Here is a 15,328-nt window from a genome sequence, read left to right as displayed (position 1 = left end):
TCAGTCATGAGGAGCCTCCTCTTCCGGTGTAATGGATTCTCCATCTTCAACTGCTTCAGGCGCATAATAATAGATGGATACTGCCGTCTCCCCATACAAAGCCTTGCGCGTTTGTTCAAACGGGCCGAATTGCTCAGGGTAATCATGTTTGGATTCATATTCAAGCACGATGGTTGCTTCGGGTTCCAGAAGTTCCAATTCGTGCATGGTCAGCATCAACTCGTGCCCGTTCTTCATGCGATAGGGCGGGTCGAGAAATACCAGATCAAACGTTGCGCCTCTCTTGGCGAGTGCCTTCAACGCACGACCTGCATCATTACGATATACGGCCGCCTGGTCTTCCAGCTTGGTCGCCTTCAGATTCATGCGGATGACTTCAATACTTTTTGATTCCAAATCAACAAAAACAGCCTTGTCCATGCCGCGGCTTAGTGCCTCAATACCGAGACCCCCACTGCCTGCAAACAGATCCAATGCTGTACCGCCCTCAAAATAAGGACCAACCATACTAAATAACGCTTCCTTCACCTTGTCGGTGGTCGGTCGCGTGCCTGTGCCAGGAACAGCCTTCAGCGGCCTGCCTTTTGCACTCCCAGATACCACTCTCACTGACGAGTCACCTTTTCTCTATGTAAGTTTAATGATAAAGCTATCGTACCACACTCGGGTTCAGTTTGAAAAATGTCCGGTCTTCATATGCCTTGAAAAATTGTTGACGAATTGTTGACGCATATGTATAAAAAGGAAACAATCGGGGGATTCTATAATTATCGACATCACAAGTGTCGTAGACAACCGCGGAGAAGACTTACGTTTCCCCATAAGCTCTTCGTCCGGTTTCTCCTCTCCCATGAAAAAGAAGCTCTCGAAAGAGGGCTTCTTTTTGTTGTTTATATTTTCATTTATGTTGTTAGTTATATTTTTCTTCAAATTCACTTATGTCAGCTTCCTCTTCCGTCTGCAACCATCCGATCTCCCTCAGCCACATGCCCATATCTGCGATAAATTCATTTGTGTTTAGATGTTCAATCTTGTACTTCTGGATCTTTTCACTCAAAACGCATAAAACTCATATGTCTTACCCAACTAAACAAGATATGCTAATTCATCTCTCTTTGTTTCCGATTGGACCGCCGCAAATTGATCAATGGAATGATAAGTAAAACAACCGGCAAGAGAAGATTTATTGAACCATTCTTAATCATCATGAAGGTAATAAACAGTACGGCGAGCCAGGTCATGATCTCCATCATTTCATATCTGGTTAACGTCAGCTTGAACGCTTTTTTCGAAATGAAACGAATCAAGAAATAAGCGATCAAGCTATAGAACAGAGTCATTCCCAAGATAGCAACAAGGATTATGAGGTACATATCCATCATAAAAATCTCACCCGACCCTTATATCATTTCCTTATTTTTGCTTTACTTCTCTTCAACAACAATCGTTGCATTATAGATCACAACACGTTTCCCATTCAGATCGAACAATACTTTATTTCCGTATTCCGTATCTTCCACGTCAATTTTACCATCATAGGTCTGAATCAATTCACCATTATTGCTGTACACTTTAACAACTCTCTCCAGGCCACCCGAGTTATTGGACCTCATCGTTTTGAGGGCACGTTCACCCGAAGCGGTATTGAAATACCATATGAAACATCCAACTATGATGCCCAAGAAGACCAACACCGTCACCCATATACCTGTCTTTGCTTTCCTACTCATCTTGAACCCCCTCTTATATGTGTTTCCTGTCTTGTACATTACGAGGTTGGAGAGAGAACGGTTTCATACAATGCCTCTCAAGCTGTTCGTTGGCATAACAAAACAGAGGCCTCCGACGAGCGAAGACCTCTGTTCTTTATAAGAATACATTCTTTATTCTGTTCGATTCTTTATTTACAGTGCACGAATGACAAATTCAAATGTCAGTTCGCCGTCCGAAGGGATCAGGTATTCCGGATGAACTGGAGCACCCCAGCTGTCATCACCGCCAACACCCATTTGTTTACCCGCTACAGTCACAACCGTATAGTGCACAGGTGGCAATTCGTACGCATGTTGCGCATTCTCCAGCTCAAATGCCGTATATGGTGATACATTCAGCTCAACCGGAGTTCCGGATGCCTCAATTTTGAAGCCACGTCCCGCGTTGTCTGTCAATTTGGCCCAACGTACGCCCGTACGGTTGCCTGATTCCTGTGGTACCAGATATGGAGCTACAGTATCAGCTACCTTGCTGCCATGGATACCCAGACGTGCGCCAAATGCGCGGTCTGCATAGTTTTCTTCTGGTCCCATCGCGAGCCATTCCACGTTTTCGAAGTCAGGTGATGTTCTGAAGGACAATGCATGAATTGGCAGGTTAGGCAATCCGGCAGTACCTTTGTACGTATTATGCACACGTACGCTTCCATCTGAATGAACGGTGTACACCACTTTCACTTGTACATCCTCCGAAATGTTGAGCTTGTACGTGAACTCGATCCGGTATTGATCCGGTTTCTGTTCCGCTTTCCACTCTACAGAACGTGGCATCAGGCTCGCAGCATACCAGGCACCAAGCTCAAAGCCCATCGCCATACCTTTGTCATTATCCGTCATTGCACGCCAGAAGAGCGGTGCAGGTGGTACCGCAATGGTCTCACGACCAGACAATTTCAAGGAAACCAGTGTCCCGAACTGTTTGGAGAACAGCGCATGCGTCTTGCCAGCACGAACCCCAATGTTAACGTCACCTTCAACCACCTGTACATCACTTACAAGGTTCAAGTCGACTTCAACTGCATCATTTACCTGATCCTGTGTGAAAATAAACTGTCCAAATGCCACTTCTTCGCCTTTGTCAGCCCACAGGGTAGTTTCTTTTAACACAAATGCAGTGTTCACAGCGTACTCGCCGCCCGCCAGGGATTCTGCACCCAGCGGAAGTTTTACTACCGTCTCGCTTTGCGCATCGACGTTCACTTCCAATGTTCCACGCAGCACTTCATGGCCCTCACGCTCCAGGCTGTATACCAGTTCCAGCGCAGATGTATCTGCGAACAGGTTACCATTCACAATTTTGACACCTTCACGATCCGGGAACAGCTTGATGTTCTGATACAGGAATTTGACCTCCTGCATTTTTGCAGTTACTTTACGGTCCGCATGAACGATACCGTTGCCACAGAACGAATAGTCTGATGGACGATCACCGAAATCTCCGCCATAAGCGAGGAATTCTTTACCGTAACGGTCTTTTTTATAAATGGATTGGTCGATGTAATCCCAGATGAATCCACCTTGATACATTGGGTACTTGTCTTCCAACTCCGTATATTTGTGCATCCCACCAATAGAGTTACCCATGGCGTGCATGTACTCACAGCTAATATAAGGTTTGATCGGATTTGCATTCAGGAATTCCTCAATGTCAGCCGGTTTGGCATACATGCGGCTCTCCATATCACTTGTCTCATTGAAACGACGATCATGGAATACACCTTCGTAATGTACCAGACGTGTCGGATCAGCTGCTTTGAAGTATTGCGATACTTTGTAAATGACTTCACCGCCATGGGATTCATTACCACAAGACCAGATCAGAATGGACGGATGGTTTTTGTCACGTTCCACCATGGATACAGCGCGGTCCATAACGATATCATGCCATTCCGGTTTGTCCCCTGGAATAACCCAAGAAGGTTCAACAGCGCCAAGCTTCTGCCAAGATCCGTGCGTCTCCAGATTCATCTCGTCAATAACATAGAGTCCGTATTCATCACACAACTCATACCACAGACTTTGGTTTGGATAGTGTGACGTACGTACGGCATTCATATTGTTTTGTTTGATGGTACGAACATCCCACAGCATGTCTTCCTTCGTAACCGCACGTCCACGACGCGGGTTGAACTCATGACGATTCACACCTTTGAATACAATACGTTTACCGTTGATGTGCATCACTTTATCAATCATTTCAAATGTACGGAAACCAACGGCTTGAGGAACAACCTCAACCAGTGTACCCGCAGCATCATATACACGAATATATAGACGGTACAGGTATGGGATCTCTGCGCTCCACAGATTCACTGTACCGATGTCTTCACGAAGACTTACTTGTCCATCGTTAACTTTGGATTCAAACGTTTTAACGGTATTGCCTTCACGATCACGAAGTTCAGCCTCTACACGTGCTCCAGCAACCGCTTTTCCTTCCAGTTTCAAATCTAGTTGCAATGTACCGTTTGTATAGGACTTGTCCAGATCTGTGCGGACACGAACATCACGTACGTGTGCAGCAGGGACCGTATACAGATACACATCTCTGAAAATACCGGAGAAACGCCAGAAATCCTGATCTTCCAGCCAGCTGCCTGTGCTGCGTTGATACACCTCAACGGCGAGTTTATTCTCGCCATCCTGAAGGAATGGCGTCAGGTCAAAGTCAGATGGCGTAAAGCTGTCTTCCCCGTATCCTACAAATTGTCCGTTAAGCCATACATAGAATGCAGACTCTACACCTTGGAAAGAAATATATACCGGATTCGACTCCCAACCTGTCGGCAGGTGGAATGTGCGAATGTAACTTCCAACAGGGTTTTTATCCTGTGGCAATGCCGGCGGACGAATTTCGTTCAGGCCATCCCAAGGGTATTGTGTATTTACATATTGAATCTGTCCGTATCCTTGAAGTTGGATATGCCCCGGGACTTCAATGTCATCCCAGCCTTCACTGGAGAAATCGGATGTATAGAAAAACTCGGAACGGCTGTCTGGACGAATGGCATAGTTGAATTTCCACGTACCATTCAGATCATAACGCATGGACATCGCGCCTGAACCTACTGCCTCGTCCATCGTTTGGTAATAACGGTGATCAGAATAGGCATGAAGACGGTTCACCTCAAATACACTTACGTCTCCCAACCAGTTGATATCTGCCTTTGTTGCTTTCATCGGCTCTCTCTCCCTCTAAAACGTTATAGTTTGACTGATTCAAGGTTACATCGGGATTTCCTTTTTGCTATACATAAACAAACAAAAAAGACAGAGGTACGCCATAACTGGCGTCCTCTCTTCTTTCCTGCATCCGTCATTAACACGGATTATGCTGTTTTCATTACTTCACGGAACCTACCATACCTGCAACAAAATGTTTCTGCATGATGAAGAATACAATTGCTGTAGGCAGTGTTGCAATAACGATTGCTGTCATGATTACTCCATAGTCCGGAGCATAACCAGCACCCAGATTCGAGATCAACAGCGGAATCGTTTGTTGGTCAGGCGTTTGCAATACAATGAGTGGCCACAGATAGTTGTTCCAGCTACTCATGAATGTAATAATCGCTGCCGCTGCATAGGTTGTTTTCATCGTTGGCATGTAGATCTTCAGGAAGATCCCAAGCTCACTCAGACCGTCAATACGTCCAGCTTCCAGCAAATCTTTCGGGAACATTTTTGTGTTCTGACGGAAGAAGAAGATCAGGAACGCTGTTGCAATGGTTGGCAAGATAACTGCTGCCATCGTGTTGATTCCGATAACCGGTGTAACTCCCGAGATTGTTGCAAACATACGATACAGTGGTACCATGATTGCTGCAAACGGGATCATCATGGATAACAACAGGATATTAAACACGATATCACGGGACTTCGTACGGAATACCTCGAAGCCATAACCCGCCATGGAACCAATCAATAACGCCAGAGCAGTCGAGATTATCGAGATAATAGCCGAGTTCCCAAGAGCCTGCACGAGATTTGTCGAATCAAGCAGTTTGTTAAAGTTATCAATGAAAGCTGAACCCGGTAACAATCTGCCTTTGGTTACATCGACGGACGCATTCGTTGAACTGACCAACATCCAGAAGAATGGAAAAATGGATACAAAAGCGACGATGGACAGGAACACATAAGTGAAAACTCGTTTTGCTTTAAATTTAGCCATTTTTATTATCACCTGCCACTTTAAACTGGATGATGGACAATACAATAATCAAGATTACGATGGAATACGAAACGGTTGCTGCATAACCGAAGTCCGGTGAATATTTGAACGAAAGGTTGTAGATGTATTGTGAAATCGACATGGTCGCGTTACCTGGACCACCTTTGGTTATATTCATGATCTCATCGAAGATTTGTAATGTACCAATCGTTGATGTGATCGACGTGAAGAGGATAATTGGTTTAAGCAAAGGTACTGTGATTTTGAAAAATTGTGTAAAAGCATTCGCTCCGTCAATTCTTGCAGCTTCATAGATCGATTGATCGATGTTTTGCAGAGATGACAGATAGAAAATCATGTTATATCCGGTCCAACGCCAAGTAACGGCGATTATGATCGTAATTTTAGCCCAGAATGGGTCTGTGATCCATTGGATTGGGTCGCCAATAATGTGAAGACCCATCAGGAATTGATTCACCATTCCATCTGGTGCGAACAAATATTTAAATACAACAGAGTATGCTACCAATGAAGTTACACAAGGCAAGAAAATCGCTGTACGGAAGAAACTCCGGAACCGCAGTGTGCTGTCATTCAGCAATACGGAAATAAACAAACCAAGAATAATCATTACAGGCACTTGAATGATCAAGTAGATGAATGTGTTTGATAATGCTGTGCGGAACGTTGTATCAACTAACAATCTTTTGTAGTTCGCAAGGCCCGAAAATTCAAGATTGGCACCTTTGCCAGACTTGAATGATAAGAGCAGCGCTTGAATCATCGGATAGAAGTAAAATGCTACAATTCCGATAACAGCCAGCAAAACAAAAGCCCATCCAGTCAAATTATTTTTCTTTTGGAGACTGTCTCCTGTATTTATGGCTTTCACAGTATGGCTCCTCTCTCTCCACGGAACATGGATAGAACCCACAGAGCCTCTCGCCTTATCCGGTTTGACTTGCGTCAGACAAGGGAGACGGCTCCGAGTTACCTAGGGTTCTATAAGTTACCTTGGGTATCCTAGTTTAATTGTGCTTCAGCTTGTTTTTGTGCTTCGGCCAAAACTTCGTCAATTGATTTACCATTCAGGTATGCTTGCATTTCAACAACCAGAATGTCTTCAATCGCATATGTGTTGCTACCATAGTTTACGTTTGGAATTTCTTTGGTCCAGTTTGCGAAATCACTGAAGATTTTTTGACCGCTGAAGAATTCATCTGCCTTGTTGTACGCATCACCATCAGTAGCCGGTTTGTACGTACCGATCGCACCAATATTTGTCAACAAATCTTGATACAATTGTTTGTCAGAACCAAATGTTTTTGCCATGAAATCAGCTGCTTGATCTGCACCAGGAACATTGTTCATCACATACCAGGAGCTACCACCCAAGTTGGATGCATGTACAGAGTTAGATTGACCAGCCATTTTCGGCATTGGAGCTACAGCCCATTTACCGGATTGGGAAGCTTCTTGACGTACAGATGGTGAGAACCAGTTACCTGTAGGAATTGTTGCTACACTGCCGTTATTGGCATTGGCAACGAATTGACTCCAGTCAGAGTGCAATTTAACAATGTTGGCATCCATCATTTTTTTATACGTTTCGAAAGCTTCTTTCAATGCAGGGTTAGTGCTAATGTCAGGTGTTTTGCCATCTTCTGCAGTGTACCATTTGCCTGCTGTTTGGATCATCATGCGAATGATTCCAAGATCGTTCGGGTCAAGAGACAGCAGCTCTTTACCAGTTTTTGCTTTTACATCTTTACCGATTTGGATGTAATCATCCCAAGTGATGTCTTGCAAGTCAGCAGACTTGTAGCCCGCTTGTTCCAGCAAATCCGTTCTGTAGTACAAACCTGCTACGCCGGAGTCAAATGGAACTCCATATTGTTTGCCTTCATAAGATGTTGGTCCAATTTTGTAATCTGCAAAATCGGAAGCTTTAATCGTAGAAGACAAATCTTTGAACGCATCCGGATACGCACTCAGGAAGCTTTGTGCACGATAGTCTTCAATCAAAACAATGTTTGGAAGACCGCTGCTTGTTCCAGAGTTCAATCCTGTGTTCAGCTTCTGGATAATCGCATCTTGAGCATTCTCAATGATGTTGATTTTCAAATCAGGATTTTCTTTTTGATAAATTTCTTTTGCTTGTTCAAGAGCAGCGACGTTAAATGCTTTGTCCCAAGCCCAGATTGTAATTTCGTTTGTTTTTTCATCTCCACCACTGGCAGAATTACTTCCTCCACCGGATGAACATGCGGACAACAGCAGTACTGTAACGAGCATCAATACCCACATTTTTTTCAAAACATTCAACTCCCCTTCGACCTCTTTGTGTGTAATTTGTTTACGTTTTCTGAAAGCGGTTGCTTTCGATGTATTCATCTTATCATTCCCATATCTCCATTCGTTAGTAATAATTTTGTGCGGATTTGTCATCTTATTGCCACAATGAAAACCTTTACAGAAACCGTTTGCATTAAATTTGTTTTTTTGTAATTTCTTTTGATTTTGTATTATCTTGATCTTGAAATCGTACAAATATGTGTGGTCACTTCAACTCTGACATATAAAAATCCCCCGTTTCTGTAGAAACACAGCAACGAGGGATCTCGATTTTGATTGTATTCAATTAAAATAGGCTGCGATTCAACTCGTGATTAAAGGCAGTGTAACGGTGACTCTTGTTCCTTCCCCAACGGTACTCATAATGGTGACACCATAAGGCGATCCATATAATAACTCAATACGGTCATGTACATTCCGAATACCGATGCCGCTGAATAGTTGACGATTATTCTTCGGATTGGGTAAGGTCTCTCCCATGACAAGCCCTTCAATTCCATCACCATTGTCCATGATCTCACAGATGAGTGATTCCCCTGCTCTGGAAACCATGACATGAATCGTACCCGTCTCTTTCTTGATGAATCCATGGAAAAATGCATTTTCAATAAACGGTTGGATCACCAGCTTTGGTACATGATAGTGTGTACAATCCGGAGCGACGTAGAAAGCAGCTTTAATCCGGCCACCGTATCTAACGTGATTAATGAAGACATAATTTTTCAAATTCTCGACTTCTTGCTCCACTGTAACCGTCTGACTCACATCACTGATCGTATTTTGCAGCAATCCAATTAATGCATTAATGGTCTCCGCTGCCCTGTCCTTGTTGCCTTGTTGCACCAGAACTTTGACAGATGCAAGAGTATTGTACAAGAAATGAGGATTAATCTGACTCTGTAATGCCGCCAGCTCTGCATTACGTTGTTCATGCTGTGTCTGTACTAATTGATCCACATAATCATGCAATTCATCAAGCATATAGTTGTACGCATGACCCAATTGCCTACTCTCGTAACTGCCACTAACCGGTATATAGTTATCCAGATCACTTTTTGTGATATTAGACATCTGCTTCACCAGTCTGCGCAATGATTTGGTGATTTGGCTGGTAATCAGAAACACCAGGACAAGCGCACCGATCACGATCGCTGTACAGATGAGCGCAACCGTCTTCATGTCAATGAGCTGTCCCATTGCCATTTCTTTATCCACTACATTAATCAGGTAAAAGCGATAAAAGGGCAAATACTCAGATAGAATAATGCTCTCCTGCCCCATGACACGGGCATTAATACTCTTCGAAACGTCCACACTCAAATCCTTAGCATATGTGAGCAGCTCCGGCTGAATTGTACCGATCCAGTCCAGACGGTTGGAAGATATAATTTCGCCCTTTTCATTCATAATAACAACATCATTACCTCGACTCGTGAAACTGGAATAGAACTGTTGGAACTCCACTTCTCTCATAGTAACGTAGAGGGTCCCGTATATGTGATTTCTTGTTCGATCCGTCAATGCCTTTGTTGCCGAGATCATCTGTATCTCGCCTTCACTGGTATTACTGCGGTAATAGTCAAAAATCAGCCTGCTAGGGGATTGAATTGCTGCTTTGGTAATGGGCTCCTGCTTCAATTCGTCCCCTGTCTTCTTAATGTAAGCCGGATTGGTGGAAAAACTTCGTCCGTTTACTCCCACAATGGTAATACCTACTTCATAAGACTCAATAATGGTTTGAACCCGATTCATGGTTTCACGCATATTATAGAAAGATTTGGCCGTTGAGACTGAGTCTGCATCCCCCTCTGACAGAAAACCCCGAATGGCACCACTTTGAGCTACATTATTGGTAACCGCAGCGATCGATTCATTAAAGGATTCAAAATTCGTCTTGATCTGATTAAGCACTTTGGAGTTTGTGATACTGAACGTCTCGGTAAACAGATTGGTGGACATGTGAATGGTTGTCCATAAGATGAGTACAGAGACGAGAACAATACTGATGACCATAACCAGAAACAACTTGGGAAATAATCCAAGACGAGATAATCTGTTCAACCATTTCTTCATGATTTTATCCTTCTGACTTTATGCCCAGAATTTGCGCCGGTATCGGCTTGGTGATAGTCCGGTGAATTTTTTGAACACTTTGCAAAAGTAACTGTGATCGGAATAACCAACCATACTGCTAATCTCAGAGATGGTTACATCATCGGATCGGAGCAGTTCCTCCGCCTTTTCAATCCGAATTTTATTCAAATATTCATTAAATCCTTCTTTTTTGTGAGACGAGAAATAACTGGATAAATACGATGGATTAAAATGAAAGTGTTTGGCTACTTCAGCAAGCCCAAGCGGCTGATCAAAGTGCTCATGCATGTAATCCAGCAGCATCTTCATATTCGGATCACTTCGTTTGCCACCCGCACCAACGATGCACTCCTGAACTTCAGTCATGAAGTGGTCAAGCACTGTCATAACTTCGCCTAGACTCGAAGCCCCGTCCACATTTTTAAAATACGTATATTTGCTCTCTTCCAGCCCGGCAGACTGAACATCCATATCCGCGAGGGTAATGGTCACGTTGAAGATCAAGTTACCGAGAAATGATTTGATCTCAAACACATCGGCAATATAATCCCGTCCAAGTGTTGCCGCATGATCCTGTAAATACTCTCTTGCCGCTTCGACCCGGTTACGTTTCACATGCTGTAAAAACATATTCACATTAAACTGGTACCCTGCAGGATGCATTGGAGGCAGTTCACCATACACCAGGATTGGCCGATCCTTATAATAGAAGCGATATTCCATCAGCTTAATCAGGCGTTCCCGGTAGACCACACCCATTTGTTCAAATGAAGTAAAGCTTTCACTAAGCACCCAACCAGGACTGCCTTCTCCTGCTGCATTTTCACTGGCCAACTGCCTAATCCGTTCAAGCATCCATCCGTCTCTCGCAGGATCAACATTAAGAAGCATCACAGGTGATGTCCCCTCTGCGGGAACCATTGCACATTCCACATCAGGCAGATCACTGCGAAGCTTGGATTCCATCTGTTCCTTGTCCAGCTTCAGTGGATTCCCTCCAGCATCCATCGGTTTATACACAAGCAAACGAAAAGATTCATACGGAAAAGTGTCTCGAATAATCGGCATTTCACTATTCTCGTCCAGTGTAAATCCGGATAACATCTTCTCCATCAGTTGTCCAAGTCTCCAGCCATCGTGCGAAGGCTCAAACTGTAGCTCTGGAATTTTACCTGCTGTGCGTTGAAGGACCTGCAATAATTCATTCGTATCCAGCTTTGGTTTCAGTATATAATCGGCTGCCCCGTGCTGAAGCGTAGAACGTACATACTCGAACTCACTGAAGCTGCTAAGTACAATAACTTCAATCTGCGGATTACTGGCTTTTAGTGTACGGACAAACGTTTCGCCATCCATGACAGGCATGACAATGTCGGTAATCACAATATCCGGTTTTAACAGGCTCACCTGCTGTAATCCTTCTTCACCGTTGGAAGCTTCACCCACAATGAGAAATCCTTCTGCTTCCCAGTTCATATGATGCTTTATGCCCTGTCTTACCAGAAACTCATCGTCAACAATCAGCACCTTGCACAACCGGTTCATGATCGCGACCCCCTTGTCTAATCTTTCCTCTATATCTGTACAGGCTATACCTATTATTATATATCGGTTATAAACACTTTCCAGTGTTAGCGGTTACATTAAATTTTTATTGATTGTACATCTTTTTATATCCTAAAATGATCCTTTATTCAATGGTAACTATCTATAGTTTACACTATATTTCGACAAAATAAGAAGCCCTGAATCGCCATTCGATCAATTGGCTAATCAGGACCCCTATTTTCAATCCTTTATTTCGTTTAAATCGCTCACTTATGGTTCAATACCCCACTGGAGACTTCCCGCAATATAACCGGTAACTTTGGTCCAGTCCGCATAGGAAGTCTGACTACCTGCAAAAGAATAATCATCCGTTTGTGTATAGTTGGTCCAATTGTTCTTGGAGATGCGAGTATGGATTTCTGTGCTTTGTCCCGCATTTAATGTTCCAGCCGAAGCCATGAAACCAATCTCAAGCACGTGATCAGCACCTGTCCGTACTGGATTGATTGCACTGAACGTGCCTGTTACATTCGCACTGCCAGCAGTCGCCCAGTCAGCGAAGAAGTTCTGAGGCTGTTCACCGTTTATCGTGTAATAGTACCTGATTTTTACATCAGACAGATCTAATGCTGTAGTCCCCGTATTCGTCAGTTTGAATTTGGGGCTAATCGAACTGCCCGTCGCTGAAGTGTTGCTATTATACATCTCAATGCGTATGGTTCCCGCTGGTGCAGCTGTGGTGTCTTTAATGAGCAGATTCAAGGTCGCATGAGCGCCTGCGCTGAATTGGAAGGTTAGTGACGCTGCGCCATTTGGCAGAGAAGCCAGATAGTTTTTACTCAATACGACCTCATTACCTGTTAATGTGTAATCTGTACCTGAAACCAGCGTTGCATTCCCGTTACGAATGGATACAAGTGTATTGCCATTCAGCGTTAACGTAACCGGAATATTTACCTGATTACCTGCTTTGCGATCAAATTCGGCTGTAACTGGTGTAATCACAGCGTCGGTCACTGGTGTTGTACCCCCGTCGTCTCCTCCACCGTTACCTCCGACACGGTCAGCATACAGGATTCCACGACCATTCGTTCCGAGATATACTCTGCCATACAGACGCGGATCACCCGTGATTGTGGTTACACGAGCATACTGATGCTGATCATCGTTGATACGAACCCAATGGGCACCACCGTCATCGGAGCGGAAAAATCCACGTGTTCCATCGATCTGTGCAACCGTGTATAATGCAACAACGCTCTGACCAGGGGCCGCTTTACCAAATCCGATACTGTCTGCTTCCTCTACATTGGCAAGCTTCGTGAATGTCGCCCCTGAATCGGTGGAATGCCATAATCCGTAAGGACCTTCGTCCTCACTCCCCCCTGCAAACCAGAGTTCGCCTTCCACACCTGGAACGGCATCCAGATCGGCATTTCCTTCCATCGGAAGTCCGGTGGCTGGTGATGCCGTGAAGGTAGCACCACCATTCACACTGACATAGATTTTGCCCGCTGCAAATCCATAGAATTTGTTTGGGTTGACACGATCAGAAATCACTTTCGCCTGTGCAGGTATCCCCGTGCTTGCCGTCCAGGAGTTGCCGCCAGTTGAGTAATGTACACCTTTGTCTGACGTGCTCCACACCAATCGGTTACCATTCGCAGAGATGGCTACAGTTCCCCCTCCGGTTGTGCCGGCAGGTTCTGCACTCGCTTTATACCACGTAGTACCTCCATCACTGGATAAACCAATGGATCTTGCATTTGGATCGGCAGCATAATCTGCTTTCCCTACGCGAACCATCGTATTCGGACTTAACTCTGCAAAATCCAGACTTTCTGTGGAAGGATAGTTCGGACTCGTAAATATGGTCGCTGGCGCCTGGTCCAGATTGTTATGACGGAATCCAGAGACATCCCCCAATCCGCTTACCAAATGTGCACCACTTGGCGGGCTGATCAGATCCAGTACGGCAATCTCCTCGACACCCTTCGCCATCACTGAAATATTGATTTTTTCATCATCATCCCAATCTGTCAGGTTCTTCGTTCCATAGATCGTAGCCCCTGTTCCATACATCATGCGATCCGGATCAAACGGATCAATCTCCAGATCACCGATCATCCAGCCCAGCTTTGGAGTTGTTTCGGGCGGGGCAGGATTCGTGCCAAATGTGAGCCATGGCGCTGCCGAAATATCCTGTGTATACCGTAACTTTCGGTTCGGATATCCTTCAAATTCCCATATGCGTGTCCACGTCGCTCCGCCATCTGTACTGCGGAACAACGTGGCATCCGGCCACCAGGAATTCAATGTCGCAACCATCAATGTACCCGGATTCTGTGCATCAACAGCCAATCCGCCATATCCAAAGTAATTATCCGTGCTGCTGCTCGGAACAGGACTGATGTTGGTCCAGACACCTGTTGAGGTGTTCAACTTCCATACATCGCCTTTCGTCCCATCATAAGGTCCAACTCCATCGCTGTACGTAATATAGAGGCTGCCATCTGAATCAAGCACACCATGATGCGGGATATACCCTGTAGGTTGACCGGCGACAGCTGACCAGGTCAGGCCGCCATTGGTGCTGCGATATACACTTTGAGCTTTATCTGCAACACCCACATAGATTGTCTGGGTTGCTTGTCCTGCCGAACCTGTTGTTTTGTCAAACGTAATCCATGTCAGACCTACGATGTCACTGGTATACTCATTCGATGGGTCTTGCACATAATTTCCCGGATTCGGGAAGCTTGTGACTTCGTTCCAGGTCACACCGTAATCGGTACTTTTCCATAATCCATGACCACTTCGTGCACCGAAATACAGGATACGGTTATCATTCGGGTCCACGCTCAGGCGTTCTCCCATCGAACGTCCTGGCATGTTACCGCCCACTTTGAACGGAAGTGTTGTGGTCTGCCATGTATCTCCCCGATCCGTAGAGCGCAAGATGGAACCATTATTTTGGTCCCACGAGTTCGTATACGTCCCAACGGCCATATACACCCGATCAGGATCAACCGGGTCCGTAGCCAGTGCGTCCACACCATTCTTATTCCAATCATCCCAGCCGACAAAATCCGTTAAGGGTATCCAGCTCTCGTCAGCCGCATTCCACCGATAGGCTCCCCCGATATCCGTGCGGGCATAGATCAGATCCTTTTCCGACTCGTTGAAAATAATGCCAGGTACAAAACCGCCTCCTGCACCAGTCACCACATTTTTCCACTCATAGGCTTCACTCGGTGCCGCCGATGTAGTTCCAGCAAGTCCTCCTAATGAAGCGGTTACTACAGCAACCGTCAGGCTCATGATTCGTAATTTCCCCATAAACGTTCTCATATCAACTCATCCTCCTCTTTCACTTTGTCACTGC

Annotated in this window: 11 protein-coding genes; all 11 read right to left on the bottom strand. The window is 44.9% G+C overall.

Translation table 11 applies throughout. From position 1 onward, the window contains the following. Positions 1–609, bottom strand: a complete 609-nt coding sequence (rsmD, locus tag ACE3K2_RS06880) for a 16S rRNA (guanine(966)-N(2))-methyltransferase RsmD (protein WP_421888459.1) — start codon at positions 607–609, stop codon at positions 1–3. Positions 610–910: 301 nt separating this feature from the next. After that, positions 911–1,057, bottom strand: a complete 147-nt coding sequence (locus tag ACE3K2_RS06875) for a hypothetical protein (protein ID WP_421888457.1) — start codon at positions 1,055–1,057, stop codon at positions 911–913. 43 nt (positions 1,058–1,100) lie between these two features. Beyond that, positions 1,101–1,382, bottom strand: a complete 282-nt coding sequence (locus ACE3K2_RS06870; RefSeq protein ID WP_421888454.1) for a hypothetical protein — start codon at positions 1,380–1,382, stop codon at positions 1,101–1,103. 42 nt (positions 1,383–1,424) lie between these two features. Next, positions 1,425–1,730: a hypothetical protein gene (locus ACE3K2_RS06865; protein ID WP_062833752.1), complete on the bottom strand. Its 306-nt coding sequence runs from the start codon at positions 1,728–1,730 to the stop codon at positions 1,425–1,427. A gap of 174 nt (positions 1,731–1,904) precedes the next feature. Then, complete coding sequence (locus ACE3K2_RS06860) at positions 1,905–4,952, bottom strand: glycoside hydrolase family 2 TIM barrel-domain containing protein (protein ID WP_421888451.1); 3,048 nt, start codon at positions 4,950–4,952, stop codon at positions 1,905–1,907. A gap of 163 nt (positions 4,953–5,115) precedes the next feature. Next, positions 5,116–5,946 carry a carbohydrate ABC transporter permease gene (locus ACE3K2_RS06855; RefSeq protein ID WP_421888448.1) on the bottom strand — a complete coding sequence of 277 codons (831 nt, stop codon included), beginning with the start codon at positions 5,944–5,946 and terminating at the stop codon, positions 5,116–5,118. Beyond that, the gene (locus ACE3K2_RS06850; RefSeq protein WP_278295763.1) at positions 5,939–6,838 is read right to left on the bottom strand and encodes a carbohydrate ABC transporter permease; all 900 of its coding nucleotides are present in this window, start codon (positions 6,836–6,838) and stop codon (positions 5,939–5,941) included. Before ACE3K2_RS06850 ends, ACE3K2_RS06855 begins: the two co-directional genes overlap by 8 nt. A 131-nt stretch (positions 6,839–6,969) precedes the next feature. Further along, on the bottom strand, positions 6,970–8,253 hold the full coding sequence (locus ACE3K2_RS06845) for an extracellular solute-binding protein (protein WP_421891043.1): 1,284 nt from the start codon (positions 8,251–8,253) through the stop codon (positions 6,970–6,972). A gap of 351 nt (positions 8,254–8,604) precedes the next feature. Further along, the gene (locus ACE3K2_RS06840) at positions 8,605–10,374 is read right to left on the bottom strand and encodes a sensor histidine kinase (RefSeq protein WP_421888444.1); all 1,770 of its coding nucleotides are present in this window, start codon (positions 10,372–10,374) and stop codon (positions 8,605–8,607) included. A gap of 18 nt (positions 10,375–10,392) precedes the next feature. After that, a complete protein-coding gene (locus ACE3K2_RS06835; protein WP_421888441.1) occupies positions 10,393–11,940 on the bottom strand; it encodes a response regulator transcription factor in 1,548 nt (515 codons plus the stop codon). Positions 11,941–12,213: 273 nt separating this feature from the next. Continuing rightward, entirely contained in the window at positions 12,214–15,294 is a 3,081-nt protein-coding gene (locus ACE3K2_RS06830) for a X2-like carbohydrate binding domain-containing protein (protein ID WP_421888438.1), read from the bottom strand. Between the last annotated feature and the right edge of the window lie 34 nt (positions 15,295–15,328).

This window comes from Paenibacillus sp., from assembly GCF_048976745.1.
In the GTDB taxonomy this organism is placed as follows: Bacteria; Bacillota; Bacilli; order Paenibacillales; family Paenibacillaceae; genus Paenibacillus.
The sequence above is the reverse complement of the archived record's forward strand: the minus strand, read 5'-3'. Positions and strand labels throughout refer to the sequence as shown.